Genomic DNA, 17,634 nt, shown 5'->3' with positions numbered 1-17,634 from the left:
TATTAATTATCATTGAGATTAAAAATCTAATAGATATTCATTCTCTATTATTAGTATAATTGTTTCCTTTCAAACTGAAAATATTCAAATACTTTTATTATTTATATATAACATTGTGTAATTCATTTTCAATAGGTGGGTAATACTAAACGTGGAGGTGGATATGTTGGATAATCAGAAATTAGAGCAAAATAAACCCGAAGATTCATCTACATTTCTAGGTAGATCATTATTAACGGGCTTCGTTGGAGGAATTCTAGCAAGTCTAATTGGGTGGTTTATGTATTATTTTAATTTTATGGAAGTATCTGCAAAATCATTCATCTTACGTTCATGGACAACGGCAGGATGGACAGACTCATGGTTAGGTGACTTATTAACAATTATTCTAATCGGAATAATATCCATTGGAGTTGCACTAATATACTATGGTGTGTTTAAAAAGGCTTCCTCTCTATGGGGCGGTATCGTTTACGGACTCATATTATGGGCCATTGTATTTTTTGTGTTGCAACCTATATTTGCTAATATACCGAATTTATCAGAGATGGAATTGAAAACAATCGTATCTACCATTTGTTTATATATACTTTATGGTACTTTTATAGGTTATTCTATCTCCTTTGATTATCATGATACAGTTCTTAATGTCTCTAATAAAGAACCAAAAAAGGCATAATCAAGACCTACTTTCCTTCTCTTCTACTAAATCAATATTCAAACTTGTCTATTTATGGTAAACTGATAAAGTCGTAATAGATTCCATTATATACAAAAGTAAAGGAAGCTACATAGCCATAAAAAAGTGAGGAAGGGATGAAGAGATGGAAAAGTTGAATAAAATTAGAAAGTCACTTGAAGGATTAAACCTTGATGCACTACTGATTGCCAGCCCAATTAACCGTAGATATGTTACCGGATTTACTGGTACTGCAGGTGTTGTACTTGTTAGTAAGGAAGAAGCAATTTTTATTACAGACTTCCGTTATACGGAACAAGCAAGTGAACAAGCTAAAGGTTTCACAGTTATAGAACATAAATCACTAATCGAAGAAGAAGTGAAAGCGCAATTAGAACGCCTACATGTTAAACGATTAGGATTTGAGAAAAACCACCTCACATATGCTACATATGATCGATATAACAGTTTACTGGACGCAGAGTTAGTTCCAACGAGTGATATCATTGAGCAAATTCGTCTAGTTAAAACTCCAGAGGAACTAGCTACACTAAAGAAAGCAGCGCAAATTGCTGATGCAGCTTATGAGCATATTCTTGGGGTAATTAAGCCAGGTGTAAAAGAAATTGAAGTTGCAAATGAACTTGAATTCTTTATGCGTAAACAAGGTGCAACACAGTCTAGTTTTGATATTATCGTGGCATCTGGTTTTCGTTCTGCGATGCCGCATGGAGTTGCATCTACGAAAGAAATTCAAGCTGGTGAATTAGTAACACTGGACTATGGAGCACTATATGATGGCTATGTTTCGGATATTACAAGGACTGTAGCTGTTGGCGAAATTAGTGATGAGCTAAAGAACATTTATAATACTGTTCTTGAGGCACAGCTACGTGGTGTTAATGGAATTAAGCCTGGAATGACTGGAATAGAAGCGGACGCTTTAACAAGAGATTATATTAAAGAACAAGGCTATGGTGAATATTTTGGCCATTCTACAGGACATGGAATTGGTTTAGAAGTTCATGAAGGTCCAGGACTTTCCTTCCGCAGCGATGTCAAACTAGAACCTGGAATGGTCGTAACAGTAGAGCCTGGTATTTACATTCCTAATGTAGGTGGATGCCGAATTGAGGACGATATTGTTATTACAGAAACAGGAAATGAACGACTAACAACATCTACGAAAGAACTTATTCAACTTTAAGTTCGTTTGGTTATTTAAGGAGGATATTTATGATTTCAGTAAACGATTTTAAAACAGGTTTAACGATTGAAATTGACAATGACCTATATCAAGTTGTTGACTTCCAACACGTAAAGCCTGGTAAAGGTGCAGCTTTTGTACGTTCAAAATTACGTAATCTTCGTAACGGAAATATTCAAGAAAAAACGTTCCGTGCTGGTGAAAAAGTAGGAAAAGCACATATTGAGCATAAAAAAATGCAATATCTATATGCATCTGGTGATTCCCATGCATTTATGGATACTGCTTCTTATGAGCAAATTGAACTAACTTCTACACAAATTGAGTATGAACTTAAATTCATTAAAGAAAACATGGAAGTTCAAATGATTCAGTATCAAGGTGAAATCTTAGGTATTGACTTACCAAACAACGTTACACTTGAAGTAGTGGAAACAGAACCTGGTATTAAAGGGGATACGGCAAGTGGTGGATCTAAACCTGCAACATTAGAAACAGGTCTTGTTGTTCAAGTGCCATTTTTCGTAAACGTTGGCGATAAATTAGTAATTAATACTTCTGATGGAAAATACGTTTCTAGAGGCTAATATCTCATATTATAAAGATGACCGTCTAAAAAATAGATGGTCATCTTTTTTGTTTGTAATTATCAATCTATTGAAAATAATTGTGATAGAATACAAATAGATAAAATATAAGGAGGGTAAACATTGAAAAAGCTATTAAAAGCAGATTTACATAAAACAAAAGCTTATTTAGACAATCATTGTCGTCAATTGGAAAGGGCAAGATTTAAATATTTCTATGCAAATGGCGAAAAGGAAAAAGTGTTAGAGGAGCTAAAAGTCTATCAAAATAGTGACGGAGGATTTGGGAATGGAATTGAGCCAGACTTTTGGACACCTGTATCTTCTCCGATGGCTACATGGGCTGCTGGACAGATTCTCTTCGAAATAGATGCAGATAAAAATGAGCCAATGGTCCAACAAATGATTGATTATCTCATCGAGCATTACAACCGAGAAACTGGAAAGTGGCTATCAGTTATACCGGAAATTAATGATGCTCCTCATGCACCTTGGTGGCATTGGGAAGAAGGTGCTGAAGAGAATTGGTCTTTTAATCCAAGTATTGAATTAGCAGCATTTCTTATTCATTGGTCAGAACCAGAAAGCATTGCCGCAACTATTGGTTGGGATTCTATTAAACAAGCTGTTTCTTATTTAATGGAGCAAAAGGAAATGGACAAACATGAAATTAATAATTTTCAAGCATTCGTTACTATTATAGAATCTCATCAATCTTTATTAGAAACAGAAACTGGTCATTCCTATCAAATCATATTAAATAAAGTAGAGGAGCTAGCTTTTCACTGTATAAATAAAGATACGAGTAGCTGGGATTCGGGATATGTACCGCTGCCACTAGATTTTATCGATAGTCCAGATAATCCTTTATGTGAACGATTAGGTAATTTATTAGAGAAAAACTTAGATTTTTATATAGAGAAGATGTCTGAAGAAGGAGTTTGGAATATTTCATGGGAATGGGGAATGTTTCCTGAAGCATTTGAAAAGGCAAGTATTTATTGGCAAGGAATTCTTGCTGTCGAAAGATATAAGAAACTGGAAGCATTTGGTCGATTGGAATTTAAGTAGTGAACACCATAGCAAGATTTAGGAGGTTGACATGTTCGAATCCAGTAGAATTAAACTGTTAAAAGTTGATAAAGAGGATGTCGAATTATATCATTCATGGAGAAATAACTTGGAAGTTATGTCTTCTACTAGTCCAGCCATCGATATATATACATTAGAAGAAAAAAGACAATTTTTTGAGGATATCATTGTTGGGTCAAGCACTTCCAAAAGCTATATGATTGTGGATAAAGACGCCCAAAAGAAAATTGGTATTACTTCCTTAATCCATATGGATACAAAAAATAGAAATGCCGAATGTATTATCGATATTGGTGAAAAAGATTACTGGGGAAAAGGATATGGTCAGGAGGCGTTGTCATTATTACTAGATTTTGGTTTTCTTGAGTTAAATCTCCATCGTATTTCTTTACGAGTATTTTCTTTTAATCAACGAGCAGTGAACCTATATAAACGAATTGGGTTTATTGAAGAAGGAATAAGTCGAGAAGCCCTATTCCGCAATGGCAAATGGCACGACATCATCCATATGGGGATTTTACAAGAGGAATATTTCTTAAAATCTCATGAAAAACTTAATTATAAGTCCAATAGTTAATTTTTAAAACAGTCTGTCACAAAGAACAGACTGTTTTTTCTTTTGCTCCAACTACAACTCTACCACACAAAATATTAACTCTACTATTTCCCTCTATCTGTCATAAAATCCTCATTAGCACATACATTTACTTATAGAAAATCAAATTATAAATACTGAATAAAGTGAGGACATGCTATGGAGGAGATCCTACGTTTATTTCCTAAACAAATTCAACCAGCCATTATACAGAAACTAAATAACAGATGGGACAAGCTCCAAGAAATCAGAGTCCGCTTAAATCAACCAATAGAACTAATTTTTGATGAAGGATTAGAGTGGATCACAGGAGCAAGACCAAATAAAAAGGATAGTATGTTTATCATCAACCAGTTAAGTGAGTTTTCTTTATATCGAATGGAAGATGAACTAAGAGAAGGGTATGTCACCATTGAAGGTGGGCATCGTGTTGGACTTGCTGGAAAAGTGAACACGTTAAATGGATCAGTGAAAGCAATTCAATATATTACGTTCTTAAATATAAGAATTGCTAAACAAAAAATTGGAGTTGCTTCGAAAGTAATTCCACACTTGTATAACCAGAGATTTCTAAACACTTTGTTTGTAGGTCCTCCTCAATCAGGAAAAACAACGCTCATCCGAGATGTTATTCGAATTATTTCTTCTGGTTGGAATCATGTTCCACCCAAAAAAGTTGGTGTAGTTGATGAACGTTCTGAAATTGCAGCTTCGTTAAAAGGTGTTCCACAACATGATTTAGGAAAGCGTACAGATGTGTTAGACGCATGTCCAAAGGCAGAAGGTATGATGATGATGATTAGGTCTATGTCTCCGGAGATACTCGTTGTAGATGAAATTGGCAGTGACAAAGATGTACATGCACTTATTAATGCCATCAACGCGGGGGTGACTATCATTTGTACAATCCATGGTCAATCTTTAGAAGAGTTAAAGAACCGAACAGCTATTCAACCTCTTTTAGAGAAAAAAATGTTTCAGCGGATTGTCATTTTGAAAGGACAAAATTCTCCAGGGACAATTGATTCTATTTTTGATGAACATGAAGTAAATATGTATAAAAGTCGGGGGGCTTTCTCTGATGAAATGGATAGGAGCACTTCTCTTCATAGGCGCAACGACATGGCTCGGATTCGAGTGGAGTAGCAAATTAACGAGACGTCCCAAACATATCCGTCAGTTAATTAATGCGTTACAAGTGTTAGAAGCAGAAATTACGTATAGTCAATTACCACTACATGATGCTTTTACTACAATTGCGAAACAAATTCCAAAACCGTGTGCTAATTTTTTTCAAATGGTTGCTGATGATATGAAACAATCGAGTAGTGACTTTGATGAGCTATGGGAAAAATGTGTTTCAACATATATTGAAGAATCTAGCTTAAGTGTTAATGAAAAAGAAATACTACTACAGTTTGGAAGAACACTTGGTCAACATGATTTCTTTCAACAACAAAAACATATCCAACTTACGATTAAACATTTAGAAAGAGAATTACAAGATGCAAGGGACGAACAAGATAGGTATGGGAAAATGGCTAAAAGTTTAGGGTTCTTAACCGGCTTGTTTATCGTTTTGTTGCTTATTTAAGAAGGAAGGGGCGCACCAAATGCTATCAGATGCATCAATATTATTTCAAATTGCTGGTATTGGTATTATCGTCGCGTTAATACACACGATTTTAAAGCAAATGGGGAAGGAAGAAATAGCGCAGTTTGTTACGTTGATCGGGATTATTATTGTTATTGTTTTTGTTGTTAATGGAATATCAGACTTATTCCAACAAATCCGGTCCGTATTTTTATTTCAAGGATAGAGAAGCATGGATATCATTCAGATTGTTACACTCGGGCTTATTGCAAGTATACTGTACATTATTCTAAAAGATATGCGCGGTCCCTTTGCTTTTACGATTATTCTCATAACAGGAATTGCTTTATTTTTAGCTGTCATTAGTCAAATTGGTTCGATTATTCGATTGATCGAATCATTAGGGCAAAAAGCTTCAATCAATAGCATGTATATCGAAACCATTTTAAAAATAATCGGCATTGCTTATATCACAGAGTTAGGTGCCAGTATTACGAAAGACGCTGGCCTTGGCGCAGTTGCTTCCAAGATTGAACTTGCTGGGAAAATATTTATTCTCTTACTCGCAATCCCAATCATATCAGCAGTAGTTGAAGCAATTCTAAATTTCTTGCCTGCAACCTAGGAAAAGAAGTTTTAGAAGGGAAGGAATAGGTGGTAGTGCATGAAGCAGTTTAGTCGAATTTGTAGTTTCATATTTCTCATCCTTTTTTGGGGACAACCAGTTGTATTTGCTGAGAATGACTTGGAAACTCCAGAAGATGTACTAATGAATGAGATAAATTTTGAAGGAATGCAGCATTATTGGAATGCTGTTGTGGATGAATATGGGGGATATGTACCAGAGCTTCAAAAGACGAATTTATATGAAATGATTAAAGGAAATGATGAATTTTCTATTAAACATATATTTTCTGGGGGACTAGAGTACTTATTACATGAGGTTATTTTGAACGGAAAACTACTAGGATCCCTACTACTCCTAACCTTACTCTCTGTATTATTGCAAACGATGCATACTGCCTTTGAGAAGACTTCTGTAAGCAAAATTGCATACTTTGTCGTTTATATCGTACTTATTTTTATTGCTTTGAATAGTTTTTACTTGGCAGTTTCCTATGCAACCGATGCCATCGATATGATGGGGAGTTTTATGATTGCGCTCATTCCTTTAGTGCTTGGATTAATGGCATCTTTTGGAAGTGTCATCTCTGTATCATTTTTTCATCCGATCATAATATTCTTAATCCCCTTTAGTGGGGTGTTAGTTTCTAACTTTGTCATGCCATTATTATTTTTATCGGCTTTATTAGTAATTATTAGTAGTTTAAGTGATAGCCATAAAGTGACGAACTTAGCAGATTTATTTCGCTCCATTAGTATTGGTGCTTTAGGTATCTTTTTAACTATATTCTTAGGGGTGTTATCTGTACAAGGAGCAGCAAGTGCTATTCAAGATGGGGTTGCGATGAAAACAGCAAAATTTGTTACGGGAAATTTTATCCCGGTAGTTGGTCGAACCTTTACTGATGCAGCTGATACGATTCTTAGTGCATCACTCATATTGAAAAACGCAGTAGGTATCGTTGGAGTTGCAATCATTATATTCATTGCATTGTTTCCAGCCATTAAAATATTTGCCATTGCGTTAATCTATAAAGTTGCAGCAGCAATACTACAACCAATTGCCGATGGACCAATAATTACTAGCTTAAATACAATTAGTAAATATATTGTTTATATATTAGCTTGTCTACTAGCAGTCTCTCTCATGTTTTTCTTAAGCATTGTCATTATAGTAACTGCAAGTAATATTACATTATTACTTCGTTAGGATGATAGAAATGGATTTTATAATAAATTGGGTAGCACAGATAATCATCTTTATTTTGCTTGCTACAGTTATAGATTTGCTCATCCCGAATGGCGGAATGAAGAAATATATTAAATTTGTAGTTGGATTAGTATTAATTTTAATATTTTTACAGCCTATCTTTTATTTCTTTAAGATTGATATCCAACATGCGGTCCAAAGCTCTTTTCAAACGATCATAAATGACAACTCTAATCAATCTGGAGTAGAAAGTTTAATAAATTTACAAAAAAGTGATATAGAATCATCAACTACCGCATATATTTCAGAACAGATGGCTGTCCAATTAAAAGAAATTGCTACAGCTCCTCTATTGGACAACTACCAAGTAGAGATTAAAGATATATCTTTTACATTCTCAGAAGGTGGAGCATATACCTATGAGGGGCTACAAGAGGTCATTGTTTATCTAGGAGAATCAGATGCAGGGGAGGGAACAGTAAATGTTGTAGAGGATGTTGTCATCGGATCAGGGAGTGAACCGAAATCTTCGGAAGAACAAATTGATCTGGAAGGGATTGAGTCCCTGTTAAGAAAATCCTGGGAATTAACGGATAAGGAATTAACTGTTATATGGGAGGGAGGGGCATCTTGAATAAATTTATCGAGTATATCAAAAATAAAATAAACGGCTCTAAAATGACGGGATATGTCATCGTTATTGCACTAGCTGCTTTATTAGTAATCTTAGTTTCTAACATGTTTTCTACCTCATCCCAACAAGATTTAGGACAAGAAGTACCACGGTTGGAATTAGAATCAGAACCTGAGTCAACAGAAGTAAATTCCCATGAAGGCGGGGCAACGTCTGATGTAGAGGTACTTGAACAAAGCTATAAAAAACAACTAGAGAGTATGTTAGAAAATATCAATGGCGTCTCTGAAGTAACCGTAATGGTGAATTTAGACTCTACGAATGTAAAAGTGTATGAAAAAAATCTCATTCATGGACAGCAGCAAACAGAAGAAAATGACCGCAATGGCGGAACAAGACAAATTGAAGATAGTACAGAAGAAACACAAACAGTAATTATTAGACAAGGAGATAAAGAATCTCCAGTGCTAGTACAAACAAAAAAACCCCAAGTAAGAGGGGTACTTGTAACAGCAAAAGGTGTAGAGAAAGCGACCGTAAAACAATGGGTCGTAGAAGCAGTGTCAAGGGTGCTTGATGTTCCAACACATAGAGTATCAGTAATGCCTAAAAATTAAGGGAGGATGAAATAATGTTGAAAAAACAAACGGTTTGGTTATTAACAATGTTGAGTTTAATGATTGTATTAAGTGTATACTATATGTCACAAGATCGTGACGACCTAGCATTTATTAATAATGGTGATGAAGCTAATTATGAGGATGCATCTTCAGAAACCACGACAGGTGATGAGGATGTCAATGTAACTCCTTCAACTCCAGAAGGAAATGAGTTATTTACTGTATTGCGCATGGAAGTTCAAGATGAAAGAAGTATTAAGAAAGATAGATTACAAGATATTGTAGCAAGCAGTACGGCCTCTGCAGAAGAAAAGAAACAGGCCTATGACGAAATGGATGCAATTGATGCAGCGAAAATGAAAGAAACAATTATCGAGGAATCCATTCTTGCATCTGCGGAATATCAAGATGTATTAGTTCGTTCAGAAGATGATGTTGTACATGTACATGTACAAGCTGATGAACTTTCAAAAACAGAAGTAGTCAATATTATGCAAATGGTTCGTGACGAGTTTGGTGATATTACAGTAGACGTAATTTTACAACCAATGACAGAAAGCTAAATAAATAGATTTATAAGTTACTAGCATCAAGTCTAACAGGCTTGATGTTTTTTGTTTGGCTGCCATTCATCATTTTGAGTGGATTTGGGTAATGAAATGACGTATGAGATACTGCCATTCATCATTAGGTGAGGGTATGGGTAATGAAATGACGTAAGAGATACTGCCATTCATCATTAGGTGAGGGTATGGGTAATGAAATGACGTAAGAGATACTGCTATTCATCATTTAGCGAGGGTTTAGGTAATGAAAAGATTAATGGGATGCTGCCATCAATCATTTGGCGAGGGTTGAAGCAATGAAATGACGTATGAGAGCTTGCAATCCATCATTTTAAATGGATTTAGGTAATAAAATGACGTATGAGAGCCTACTATCCATTATTTTGAATGAATTTGAAGGAACGCACCGGTCATAAGCAATTAAATCCAACCTATTAGATATTCGCCTTCTCTTGATATCATTGGTATAATTAGGGAAAGTGTAAACGCTTTACTCATAAACATATAAATAAATGTTGATGTTTTCCTAACATTTATCGTAAAATGTTAAGAGGAGTTATTAGTACCTAACTATAAAACAAGGTAAGGGAGTTATATTAATTATGCTAAAAGTACAAGAAATTCGTGAAATAATAAAACTTGTTGATCAATCTTCAATTAATGAATTTACGTATGAAACAAATGGGACAAAAGTGTCTATGAAAAAAGCAGCTGAAAATGTTGTTGTTCAGTCACAGCCAGTTGTTCAAGTGGAAAAAGAAGTGACAGCTGTACAACCTACACAAGCGACAGCTCAACCAGTACAGCAAGAAGTGAAAGAAACGGTGGAGCCAACTGCGAAAGAAAGCACAGTTAATTTTGACCATGAAATCACTTCTCCAATGGTAGGGACATTCTATGCTGCACCGAATCCAGAGAGTGATCCATATGTATCGGTTGGAAGTAAAGTGAATAAAGATACAGTAGTTTGTATCGTTGAAGCAATGAAATTATTTAATGAAATTGAAGCAGAAGTATCTGGTAAAATTGTCGAGATTTTAGTGGAAAATGGAGAGCTAGTGGAATACGGGCAACCATTGTTTAGAGTGAAAACAAAATAAGGGGACGTGCTAATATGATTAAAAAACTACTTGTTGCAAACAGGGGAGAAATAGCTGTCCGAATCATTCGTGCTTGTAAAGAAATGGGTATTGAAACGGTTGCCGTATATTCAGAAGCAGATCACGAATCATTACATGTTCAATTAGCAGATGAGGCTTATTGTATCGGTCCAAAATTAAGTAAGGACAGTTATCTTAACTTTACGAATATCATGAGTGTCGCAACATTAACAGATGTAGATGCCATTCACCCTGGTTATGGATTTTTAGCTGAAAATGCTGACTTTGCTGAAATATGTAAAGCTTGTAATATTACATTTGTTGGACCAACAGCAGAAGCGATTCAAAGAATGGGTATTAAAGACGTTGCAAGAGAAACAATGAAACAAGCGAATGTACCAATTGTGCCTGGATCCGATGGTATAATTGAAAGTGAAGAAGAAGCTATTGAAATTGCAAATACAATAGGCTATCCGGTCATTATTAAAGCAACTGCTGGTGGTGGCGGAAAAGGAATCCGAGTTGCAAGAACAGAAGAAGATTTAATAAAAGGAATTCGCATTACTCAAAAAGAAGCTGAAACTGCTTTTGGTAATCCAGGTGTCTATATTGAGAAATTTATTGAAGATTTTAGACATGTGGAAATACAGGTACTAGCAGATACACATGGAAATGTCATTCACTTAGGTGAACGAGATTGTACAATTCAACGTCGATTACAAAAATTAATTGAAGAAACACCTTCTCCTGCCCTAAATGAGGAAATTCGTGCTAAAATGGGAGAAGCGGCAGTTAAAGCAGCCCAAGCTGTTAACTATGTTGGGGCTGGTACCATTGAATTTATTTTTGACCGTAAGTCTAAAGAATTCTACTTCATGGAAATGAATACAAGAATTCAAGTAGAACATCCGGTAACAGAGATGGTTACTGGTATTGATCTTATTAAAGAGCAAATAAAAGTTGCCAATGGTGAAGTATTATCCGTGAAACAAGAAGAAATTGAATTTAACGGTTGGGCAATTGAGTGCCGTATAAATGCTGAGCACCCATTTAAGAATTTTATGCCATCACCTGGGAAAATTAATATGTACTTACCACCTGGAGGGTTAGGGGTACGAGTTGATTCAGCAGTATATCCTGGATATAACATACCACCATATTATGACTCAATGATTGCAAAATTAATTACGTATGGTTCTACACGAGAGGATGCAATTTCAAAAATGAAGCGTGCATTAGATGAGTTCGTGATTGAAGGAGTACATACAACTATTCCTTTCCATCGTTTAATTATGGATCATCAAGTATTTATTGAAGGTGATTTTAATACGAACTTCTTGGAAGATAATCCAATTTTAGAACCGGTTAATGAGTAGATGGGTGATTCTACATTATTACAATAGAGGAGTGAAAATATGGCTGAACAATCTATAGTCAATATGAAAGAGAATACAGGACTTGGTACTGTAGAAATAGCACCAGAAGTAATTGAAGTTATTGCTGGTATTGCTGCTTCTGAAGTAGAAGGCCTTGCTAATATGCGTGGGAACTTTGCTACTGGCGTCGTAGAGAAGTTTGGTAAAAAGTCGCATAGTAAAGGTGTAAAAGTAGAACTAACCGAAAATGGAATTGTAATTGATTTGTTTGTCGTTTTAGAATATGGTGTTTCCATTCCATCAGTGGCACAAAAAATCCAAGCTAACATTAGACAAACATTAAAAAATATGACTTCATTAGATATTGTTGAAGTTAATGTCCATGTCGTTGGGCTACAAATGGAGAAAGAACAAGATTCAGAATAATTGATAGGGGGTCAAAGGGTATGGGATACCTTTTGGCCTTTCTTTGTTATTTACTTCCGAATGTGGCGTCAGAAAGATAATCATGATATTATTTGAAAGAGATTATTAAAGGAGTAGTGTAGATGAAACGTCACGAAGCAAGAGAAAAAGCATTTCAAACTTTATTTCAATTAGACTTAATTGATGAAGATATAGAAGAAACGATTCAAGAGAGGTTAGAAGAAGTTGAAAAAGATCAATTCCTTCAAGAATTAGTAACTGGAGTTGTTGAAAAGAGACAGGAAATTGATGAAATTATTTCAGCCAATCTAGAGAAGTGGTCCTTTAACCGATTAGCAGCAGTAGAAAAAGCGGTATTACGAATTGCGACGTATGAAATAAAACATATGGAAGATATACCTGAAAATGTGTCTATTAATGAAGCTGTTACTTTAGCTAAACTATATGGCGATGATAAGTCAGGGAAATTCGTTAATGGAGTACTTTCAAAAATTATTAAAGATTAGAAGGGGAGGGTATGAATGGTAGCTGAGGTTATTAATGGAAAAGAATTATCCACAAAACTAAAGGAAGAAATGAAGCAGGAAGTAGATTTGTTACGTAAACAAAATTTAGTTCCTCATTTAACCGTTGTTTTAGTAGGGAATAACCCAGCATCTAGGTCTTACGTAAATGGTAAAAAAAGAGCATCAGAAGAAGTAGGCATAAGCTCTGAAATTATCGAACTTCCTGAAACAGTTTCAGAAGAAGAACTATTAGACGTAATTGATAAATTAAACAACGAAGATGCTGTACATGGAATTTTAGTTCAACTCCCATTACCAAAACAAATAACCGTTGCTCATATTATCGAAGCAATCGATCCTAGGAAAGATGTGGACGGGTTTCATCCAATTAATATTGGAAAAATGATGACAGGCCAAGATACGTTATTACCGTGCACACCTTATGGAATACTAACGATGCTACATTCTAAAAATATTTCTATTGAAGGTAAGCATGCGGTAGTTATTGGAAGAAGTAATATTGTCGGTAAACCGGTTGGACAGTTATTGTTAAATGAAAATGCAACCGTTACTTATTGTCATTCTCGAACAAAAAACTTAAAAGAATTAACGAAGCAGGCTGATATATTAGTTGTAGCTGTCGGGCGACCGAATGTAATTAATGAAGAATATATTAAATCCGGTGCAGTTGTAATAGACGTCGGGATCAATCGATTGGAGGATGGGACGTTAACAGGTGATGTTGATTTCCAAAGCGCAATGAAAAAGGCTTCTTATATTACTCCAGTACCACGAGGAGTTGGACCGATGACAATAACAAGTCTATTACATAATACAATTAAAGCTGCTAAAGGGTTGATAAAATGACTAATAAATATTTAACAGTCACAGCTCTTACAAGATATATTAAGCGAAAATTAGATATCGATCCTCATTTGCGAAATGTTTGGTTAAAAGGGGAAATATCTAACTTTAAATTGCACTCACGTGGACATATGTACCTTACGCTCAAAGATGACCAGTCTCGAATTAATGCTGTTATGTTTGCAGGGAATAACCGTTTTCTTAAGTTTAGACCAGAGAATGGGATGAAAGTTCTCGTACGTGGAGAAATTAGTGTGTTTGAGGCGACAGGTCAATATCAATTATATATTCAACAAATGGAACCAGATGGTATCGGTTCGTTATACTTAGCATTCGAACAATTAAAAGAAAAGCTACGTAAACAAGGTTATTTTGAAGAGTCCTATAAAAAAGAAATACCAAAAGTTCCAGACCATATCGCAGTTATTACATCCCCGACAGGTGCCGCTGTTCGTGATATAATTACTACTATTAAAAGAAGATATCCAGTCGTTCAACTAACAGTATTACCTGTATTAGTACAAGGTGTGAATGCAGCTCGTTCCATTCAGAAAGCAATCGAACAAGCAAACGCAATGAGCATGTTTGATGTAATTATTCTTGGGCGTGGTGGAGGTTCGATTGAGGAATTATGGAGTTTTAATGAGGAAATAGTTGCGGATGCAATTTTTCGGTCTCAAATCCCTATCATTTCTGCAGTTGGTCATGAAACAGACGTAACTATAAGTGATTATGTTGCTGATCTACGTGCCCCCACTCCAACTGGAGCAGCTGAGATGGCTGTACCTTCCCAAGCTGAATTATTAGATAAAATTGCGAAACAAAAACAATCTTTAACGAGTTTAGTTAGTTTAACAATTAAGCATCACCAAAGTAGCTTAGATCAAATGATTCAGTCTTATGCTTTTCGTTATCCAGAGCAACTAATTAGACAAAAAGAGTTAGAATTGGATAGATATAAAGAACGGTTAGAGCGCTCCACTCAACATACCGTTAGAAATAAGATGGAACGGTATACAAGCCTAAAAACACGAATTTATACACAACATCCAAAGAAAAGATTAGATGAGGCAGTACGGAGTTTAAATCAATTAATGAAACAAAGTAATCAACTGATGAGTCAGCAAATAGAGAAACAATCTGTACAATTAAATCGAGCTTTAGATAAATTAACATTACTTAACCCATTAGAGATTATGAAAAGAGGATTTGCTATTCCGTATACTTCAACTGGTGAAATTATTAAGTCGAGTAAGCAAATCGAACCAAAAGATGTGATTGAGCTTAATTTAAACGACGGGGTTGTAAATTGTGAAGTATTAGATGTAAAGGAGTGCAAAAATGGAACGATTTAAAGATTTAAGTTTTGAAGAAGCAATGGAGAAATTGGAAGAAATTATTGGCAAACTAGAAGAAGGGGATGTTCCACTAGAAAAAGCAATTGCGTATTACCAGGATGGAATGATCCTTTCCAAAATTTGTGGAGATAAACTCACTAATATACAAGAAAAAATGGTCCAAATTATGAATGAGCAAGGAGAGCTTGTTCCATTTGATATGCAAGAGGGGGAGAAATAGTGGAATCGGTCTTAAAGGATTATATTAATACAAATCAACAATTATTTGATTCGAAAGTAAAGTCTTACTTTGAACAGCTTGATATTCCAACTGAACTTAAAAAATCTATGCTTTATTCATTGGAAGCTGGCGGTAAAAGAATTCGTCCTATTTTATTATTAGCAAGTTATGAAGCGTATGCTACTGAAGTGGAAAAGACATATAGTTCATTAGTAGCGCTTGAAATGATTCATACGTATTCTTTAGTTCATGACGACCTTCCAGCAATGGATGATGACGATTATCGAAGAGGATTATTAACAAACCATAAAGTTTTTGGAGAAGATACGGCTATTTTAGCAGGAGATGCATTATTAACATATAGCTTTGAAATTATTAGTAGAGACCCACTACTCTCCGATAAGGAAAAAGTTTATCTAATTCAATATTTGTCAAAAGCGAGTGGACCAAGCGGGATGGTTGCAGGACAAATATTAGATATGGAAGCAGAGAAGACACAAGTAGACCTTGAACAATTAGAAAAAATTCACGCATTAAAAACTGGGGAATTATTACGGTTTGCAGTTACTGCTGGTGCTTATTTAGGTAATGCTACAGAAGAGCAAATTAATCATTTGCAAGATTTTGCATACTATTTAGGATTAATCTTCCAAGTACAAGATGATATCTTAGATGTTACAGGTGATGAGGCAAAACTTGGTAAAGCGGTTGGAAGTGACGAAACTAATAATAAAAGTACATACCCGAAACTACTTGGGATTGATGGTGCCATCGAAATGAAGAACCATTATACCGAAAAAGCATTAGAACATTTGAGAAAAGCAAATGCGGATACAGATAAATTACTCCAATTGACAAATTATATTAGTGAAAGAGACCATTAAAACTTAGTTTGGTAAAGGATAAAAACTATGAGTAAAATAAGACTGGATGTTCTACTTGTAGAACGGAATTTAGTAGAAACAAGAGAAAAAGCGAAACGGGCTGTCATGGCAGGATTAGTCTATTCCGACCAAGAGCGGTTAGATAAACCTGGTATGAAAGTAGATGAGACAATTCCACTTACCGTAAAAGGAAAAGTTATGCCTTATGTCGGTAGAGGTGGATTAAAATTGGAGAAAGCCTTGCAAGTGTTTTCTGTTGATGTACGTGATAAAATTATGATGGATATAGGATCATCTACAGGAGGGTTTACTGATTGTGCATTACAATCCGGTGCTGCACGTTGTTATGCCATTGATGTCGGTTATAATCAGTTGGATTGGAAGCTCCGTAATGATCCTCGTGTTGTTGTGATGGAAAGAACGAACTTTCGCTATGTGACAGAAGAGAATTTAGAACATGGACTTCCTAACTTTGCATCAATTGATGTCTCCTTTATTTCACTAAAGTTAATTTTACCTGTCTTAAAAAAACTATTAGTGGCAAATAGTGATACCGTTGCCTTAATCAAGCCTCAATTTGAAGCGGGACGTGAACAAGTCGGTAAAAAAGGAATTGTGAGAGATAAAAAGATTCATGTTGAAGTATTAAATAAAATTCTTACCTTTGCTGAAGCGGAAGGATTTACACTTCATGGTCTAACTTTTTCCCCAATTACAGGTGGCGATGGTAATGTTGAATTTTTAGCCCATCTAGGTTGGAAAAAGGAAGAACCGGGAAAGACATTGGAAGAGTTAAATCCTGAAGAAGTAGTGAATGAAGCTCATTCTGAATTGAAGTCAGCACAGAATATATAAGTTAGTGAGGATGAATGGGTCAGTCCAGCACTACAACATCTAGAATGAAGGATAGTAATAGTTCTACTTGTTGTTTTATGTAAGGTATGGAGCTGATGAAGTCATCCTCTTTTTTATATTTGTGAAGAGAAAAAACTTCATAGCTAAAATTTCATTATATATTTGGGGGTGTACAAGATGAGTAAAATAAAAAGACATATTAAAATTAGAGAATTAATTACGGAACATGACATTGATACACAAGATGAACTCGTTGATCGTTTAAAAAATTTAGGCTATAACGTAACACAAGCTACAGTATCAAGAGATATAAAAGAATTGCAACTCGTTAAAGTGCCGACACATGGTGGGAAATATAAATATAGTTTGCCGGCAGACCAACGATTTAATCCACTTGAGAAGTTAAAACGATTAATCATGGATGCGTTCGTAAAGATTGACCATACGAGCCATTTTATTGTTTTAAAAACATTACCTGGTAATGCACATGCGGTTGGTGCTTTAATCGATAATTTAGAGTGGGATGAGATTATGGGAACGATTTGTGGCGACGATACATGTTTAATTATTTGTCGTACAGAAGAAAGTACAGAAGTAATTAAAGATCGATTTATTAATATGCTGTAAAGGGAATGAG

Annotated in this window: 23 protein-coding genes; all 23 read left to right on the top strand. The window is 35.1% G+C overall.

Annotation, left to right across the window (positions count from 1 at the left end):
* The first annotated feature begins 163 nt into the window (after positions 1-163).
* The 23 genes from IEV35_RS05010 to ahrC all read left to right on the top strand — a co-directional run bounded on the left by IEV35_RS05010 (position 164) and on the right by ahrC (position 17,624).
* Positions 164-679: a YqhR family membrane protein gene (locus tag IEV35_RS05010; RefSeq protein ID WP_188383612.1), complete on the top strand. Its 516-nt coding sequence runs from the start codon at positions 164-166 to the stop codon at positions 677-679.
* Positions 680-824: 145 nt separating this feature from the next.
* Positions 825-1,886, top strand: a complete 1,062-nt coding sequence (locus tag IEV35_RS05005) for a M24 family metallopeptidase (protein WP_188383611.1) — start codon at positions 825-827, stop codon at positions 1,884-1,886.
* 29 nt (positions 1,887-1,915) lie between these two features.
* A complete protein-coding gene (gene efp / locus IEV35_RS05000; RefSeq protein ID WP_188383610.1) occupies positions 1,916-2,473 on the top strand; it encodes an elongation factor P in 558 nt (185 codons plus the stop codon).
* Positions 2,474-2,596: 123 nt separating this feature from the next.
* The gene (locus IEV35_RS04995) at positions 2,597-3,544 is read left to right on the top strand and encodes a hypothetical protein (protein ID WP_188383609.1); all 948 of its coding nucleotides are present in this window, start codon (positions 2,597-2,599) and stop codon (positions 3,542-3,544) included.
* A 31-nt stretch (positions 3,545-3,575) separates the two neighbouring features.
* Positions 3,576-4,142, top strand: a complete 567-nt coding sequence (locus IEV35_RS04990; RefSeq protein ID WP_188383608.1) for a GNAT family N-acetyltransferase — start codon at positions 3,576-3,578, stop codon at positions 4,140-4,142.
* A 177-nt stretch (positions 4,143-4,319) separates the two neighbouring features.
* Positions 4,320-5,306 (top strand): stage III sporulation protein AA, encoded by a 987-nt coding sequence (gene spoIIIAA, locus IEV35_RS04985; protein WP_188383607.1) that lies wholly within the window; start codon positions 4,320-4,322, stop codon positions 5,304-5,306.
* The gene (spoIIIAB, locus tag IEV35_RS04980) at positions 5,242-5,754 is read left to right on the top strand and encodes a stage III sporulation protein SpoIIIAB (RefSeq protein WP_188383606.1); all 513 of its coding nucleotides are present in this window, start codon (positions 5,242-5,244) and stop codon (positions 5,752-5,754) included. The genes spoIIIAA and spoIIIAB overlap by 65 nt, the downstream gene beginning before the upstream one ends.
* Positions 5,755-5,773: 19 nt before the next feature.
* Entirely contained in the window at positions 5,774-5,980 is a 207-nt protein-coding gene (gene spoIIIAC, locus IEV35_RS04975; protein WP_188383605.1) for a stage III sporulation protein AC, read from the top strand.
* 6 nt (positions 5,981-5,986) lie between these two features.
* A complete protein-coding gene (gene spoIIIAD, locus IEV35_RS04970) occupies positions 5,987-6,379 on the top strand; it encodes a stage III sporulation protein AD (RefSeq protein WP_188383604.1) in 393 nt (130 codons plus the stop codon).
* Between the two features lie 39 nt (positions 6,380-6,418).
* Positions 6,419-7,588 (top strand): stage III sporulation protein AE, encoded by a 1,170-nt coding sequence (gene spoIIIAE / locus IEV35_RS04965; RefSeq protein WP_188383603.1) that lies wholly within the window; start codon positions 6,419-6,421, stop codon positions 7,586-7,588.
* A gap of 10 nt (positions 7,589-7,598) precedes the next feature.
* Positions 7,599-8,222 (top strand): stage III sporulation protein AF, encoded by a 624-nt coding sequence (spoIIIAF, locus tag IEV35_RS04960; protein ID WP_188383602.1) that lies wholly within the window; start codon positions 7,599-7,601, stop codon positions 8,220-8,222.
* Complete coding sequence (gene spoIIIAG / locus IEV35_RS04955; protein WP_229740655.1) at positions 8,219-8,839, top strand: stage III sporulation protein AG; 621 nt, start codon at positions 8,219-8,221, stop codon at positions 8,837-8,839. Before spoIIIAF ends, spoIIIAG begins: the two co-directional genes overlap by 4 nt.
* 14 nt (positions 8,840-8,853) lie before the next feature.
* A complete protein-coding gene (locus tag IEV35_RS04950; protein WP_188383600.1) occupies positions 8,854-9,405 on the top strand; it encodes a SpoIIIAH-like family protein in 552 nt (183 codons plus the stop codon).
* A 605-nt stretch (positions 9,406-10,010) separates the two neighbouring features.
* A complete protein-coding gene (gene accB / locus IEV35_RS04945) occupies positions 10,011-10,508 on the top strand; it encodes an acetyl-CoA carboxylase biotin carboxyl carrier protein (protein WP_188383599.1) in 498 nt (165 codons plus the stop codon).
* A 14-nt stretch (positions 10,509-10,522) separates the two neighbouring features.
* Positions 10,523-11,884 carry an acetyl-CoA carboxylase biotin carboxylase subunit gene (gene accC / locus IEV35_RS04940; protein ID WP_188383598.1) on the top strand — a complete coding sequence of 454 codons (1,362 nt, stop codon included), beginning with the start codon at positions 10,523-10,525 and terminating at the stop codon, positions 11,882-11,884.
* Between the two features lie 39 nt (positions 11,885-11,923).
* A complete protein-coding gene (locus tag IEV35_RS04935; RefSeq protein WP_188383597.1) occupies positions 11,924-12,310 on the top strand; it encodes an Asp23/Gls24 family envelope stress response protein in 387 nt (128 codons plus the stop codon).
* A gap of 122 nt (positions 12,311-12,432) precedes the next feature.
* Complete coding sequence (gene nusB / locus IEV35_RS04930; RefSeq protein WP_188383596.1) at positions 12,433-12,816, top strand: transcription antitermination factor NusB; 384 nt, start codon at positions 12,433-12,435, stop codon at positions 12,814-12,816.
* A gap of 15 nt (positions 12,817-12,831) precedes the next feature.
* Positions 12,832-13,683 (top strand): bifunctional methylenetetrahydrofolate dehydrogenase/methenyltetrahydrofolate cyclohydrolase FolD, encoded by an 852-nt coding sequence (gene folD, locus IEV35_RS04925; RefSeq protein WP_188383595.1) that lies wholly within the window; start codon positions 12,832-12,834, stop codon positions 13,681-13,683.
* The gene (gene xseA / locus IEV35_RS04920; protein ID WP_188383594.1) at positions 13,680-15,035 is read left to right on the top strand and encodes an exodeoxyribonuclease VII large subunit; all 1,356 of its coding nucleotides are present in this window, start codon (positions 13,680-13,682) and stop codon (positions 15,033-15,035) included. The genes folD and xseA overlap by 4 nt, the downstream gene beginning before the upstream one ends.
* Entirely contained in the window at positions 15,022-15,258 is a 237-nt protein-coding gene (gene xseB / locus IEV35_RS04915) for an exodeoxyribonuclease VII small subunit (protein WP_188383593.1), read from the top strand. The genes xseA and xseB overlap by 14 nt, the downstream gene beginning before the upstream one ends.
* Entirely contained in the window at positions 15,258-16,142 is an 885-nt protein-coding gene (locus IEV35_RS04910; protein WP_373284690.1) for a polyprenyl synthetase family protein, read from the top strand. Before xseB ends, IEV35_RS04910 begins: the two co-directional genes overlap by 1 nt.
* 27 nt (positions 16,143-16,169) lie before the next feature.
* A complete protein-coding gene (locus tag IEV35_RS04905; RefSeq protein WP_188383592.1) occupies positions 16,170-16,997 on the top strand; it encodes a TlyA family RNA methyltransferase in 828 nt (275 codons plus the stop codon).
* Between the two features lie 177 nt (positions 16,998-17,174).
* Positions 17,175-17,624: a transcriptional regulator AhrC/ArgR gene (gene ahrC / locus IEV35_RS04900; protein WP_188383591.1), complete on the top strand. Its 450-nt coding sequence runs from the start codon at positions 17,175-17,177 to the stop codon at positions 17,622-17,624.
* Positions 17,625-17,634: the final 10 nt, after the last annotated feature.

It is taken from the genome of Ornithinibacillus halotolerans (assembly GCF_014637405.1).
Classification (GTDB): Bacteria; Bacillota; Bacilli; order Bacillales; family Amphibacillaceae; genus Ornithinibacillus; species Ornithinibacillus halotolerans.
This window is presented reverse-complemented; position numbering and strand designations above follow the sequence as displayed.